This window comes from Candidatus Neomarinimicrobiota bacterium, assembly GCA_041862535.1.
Taxonomy (GTDB): domain Bacteria; phylum Fidelibacterota; class Marinisomatia; order SCGC-AAA003-L08; family TS1B11.
Map to the genome: position 1 here is coordinate 1 of JBGVTM010000332.1, position 2,443 is coordinate 2,443.

Consider the following 2,443-nt stretch of genomic DNA (forward strand, 5'->3'; position numbering starts at 1 on the left):
AGGCAATGCGGAGTTCATTGATTATGAAAGCCGGTATCACCATCATCAGCGACAACTCTTCCGGCGACTTTGCCGGCTCCTGCTTAAAGTAGCCGGCAAACAATGCCAGGTCTTTATCCGGGGTGTGCTGGAGCATGAATTTCTTGATGGGCGCGGAAGCCAGGGTAAGAGCCTCCCGCTGCTCGATTTCATCATCCAGATAAGGCCGCAGGGCCGTGGTATTGACCTCGTGGAGGACCGGACTCATGATGAAATAAGTCAGAAACAGGGCCAGACTGATCAGGATTTGATTGGAGGGCGTATTCTGGGTGCCGATAGCCTGGCGTAAAAAGTGAAAGATCACCACGATGCGGGTGAAAGAGGTGGTCATGATGAGGATTGAGGGAGCCAGTGATAAGATCGTGATCAGAATCACGATCTGAATGGTGGTGCTTAGCTGTTCAGGGCTGGTGGCGGAGTCGACCGAAAGGTTAATAGCCGGGATACCACCCGACTGTCCGTAGGCTGCGATCGGCGCGCCAAGCATAAGCACGGAGAAAATGAGTAACCGTAACCAGCGTCTCGTCATGTTTTGACTTCCGCTGGATTTTAGGCAAACTCCGTGCCATTCCCCTTCTCTTCGTCAGGTGTGAAGTCGTACAGTAACCGAATGGAATGATCAGTAATGCCCAAGAGGAGTTCTTTATGTCGCACCTTTACCATTGCGATGGATTGCTTGGGGTTGATATACCGCCGACCCAGGATGCGAATCTCCGGTGATGAGGTCTGTTTCAGCCGTTCACCGCCATAGCGCTTTAGAATACGGGCTCCCAGTATGATTGCAGCCACAATGAGCGCGCCGTATATAATAATCCGCCACAGGGCGGATGAAAGGTCATTGCCAGTAGCTATCGTAGTCGGAGGCGCGCTTTCTTCGGACGAACTCGGCGTTGGCTGCTCGGACTCTGGCTCAGGTGCCGGAGCGATTACTTCGACCGGTGGTTTCTTCGCCCGGGAACCGATGGACCTCATCTGCAGTGAAATCCCGACCACGGCCACCAGGACCATGACCGCGATCAGCATAAGGTTCGTGAACTTGCGGGCGTCGGTGCGTGCCACTACTTGCCCAGACTCTTAATGCGTTCTTTAGGCTCCACTAAGTGCGTCAGGCGGATACCAAAGTGGTCTTCTACCACCACTACTTCACCCTCAGCCAGCTTCTTGCCATTCACCAGCACATCCACGGGTTCCCCCGCCAGCTTGTTGAGCTCAATGACCGAGCCCTTCCCCAGCTTGAGAATTTCCTCTACGTGCATGATCCTACGCCCCAGCTCCACCGCCACGTCCAGCTCTACATCGAGGAGCAGGTCGATCTTGCGTTCTCTGCGTTCCATGGGACCCACCTCGGCGAACTCCTCAAACTCAGCCGGGCTAACCTCCACCAGGCCGCCTTCATCGCCGCCTTCTTCAAACAGCGCGGCCACATCCGGGACACCAGCCACTTCCTCGCCTCCCGCCAACGGCAGCTCACCGGGGACAACTTCGGCCGCCTCTTCTCCGAGGCCTTCATCACCTGCTAACTCAGCCCCCAGGTCCTCGGCTGGTTCAGCAGTTACTTCACCAGCAGCTTCTTCAGCTGTGGTACCCTCAACCTCCTCCGGGGCTGACTCGCCCTGCACCCCATAGGTAATAACGTATTGCTCCTTTTCATCACCACGGGTGAAGCGATAAGTAGCGGTGAGTCCTTCCTCCGGCAGCCCGAGTTCCCCTTGTGAAGCGACTTCAGCCAACTGGATCTCTCCAGCGGTGAAGGCGTACTCTTGACCTTCAAGGGCCGCCTGAAGCTGGCCCAGCACCTGGGTTACCATCCCTCGCACTGCTTCCAGATGCTCATCAACGATCTCTTCGGGCGTTTCGCCTCCAGCCATCCAGCTGAAAATCAACCCCGCCAGGGACTTATCCATGAGGAAAAAGTGCTCGTAAGCCACATCGGTAGTGCTACCAAAGGTGACTTTTAACAGCGGGTACTCGTGATCGGGCGCAAAGTCCCCGGTCAGGGATGCAGGATCATCAGATTCTATGGCGATCTTTTCATGAAGCGTCTGTGCGCTAACCTCACTCAAGACAGGCAGCAACTGTTTCAGCGCGGCCTGGTATCTTTGGCTGAGCTCATCATACTGCATGGCTTTCTTCCTCTTCAACTAACTCGGTTATGAGGATGGCGCGGTATTTGTCCCGCCTGCCAACCACGCCCTTGAACATGGGCTTGTCTTTCACGTAGACGACATTTCCCTCCCCAGGCTTCTCCTTCAACACCAGGAGATCTCCCGCCTGTAGATTAATGAAATCCTGGATGGTAATGGTGGTGCCCCCCAGGTTTGCCTTAATCGGGCAGGTAACTCTCAGCAGGTGATCTGCCATTAGATCACGCCCTTCAGAACTGATATCCCCTGACCCGAACTGG

4 protein-coding genes are annotated in these 2,443 nt (G+C 55.3%); all 4 read right to left on the reverse strand.

Going from position 1 to position 2,443, the window contains the following annotated elements:
* Positions 1 to 568: flagellar type III secretion system pore protein FliP (locus ACETWG_11830; protein MFB0517275.1), on the reverse strand; the 568-nt coding region annotated here is incomplete at its 3' end.
* Positions 569 to 588: 20 nt separating this feature from the next.
* Positions 589 to 1,098, reverse strand: a complete 510-nt coding sequence (gene fliO, locus ACETWG_11835) for a flagellar biosynthetic protein FliO (protein MFB0517276.1) — start codon at positions 1,096 to 1,098, stop codon at positions 589 to 591.
* Positions 1,098 to 2,162: a flagellar motor switch protein FliN gene (gene fliN, locus ACETWG_11840; protein MFB0517277.1), complete on the reverse strand. Its 1,065-nt coding sequence runs from the start codon at positions 2,160 to 2,162 to the stop codon at positions 1,098 to 1,100. Before fliN ends, fliO begins: the two co-directional genes overlap by 1 nt.
* Positions 2,152 to 2,443 (reverse strand): FliM/FliN family flagellar motor switch protein (locus ACETWG_11845; GenBank protein ID MFB0517278.1); only part of this gene is annotated, 292 nt, incomplete at its 5' end. The genes fliN and ACETWG_11845, both read right to left, overlap by 11 nt.

Coding starts and splice junctions, on each gene's coding strand:
- fliN (MFB0517277.1), bottom strand. CDS start 2,162: ATGCAGTATGATGAGCTCAGCCAAAGATACCAGGCCGCGCTGAAACAG.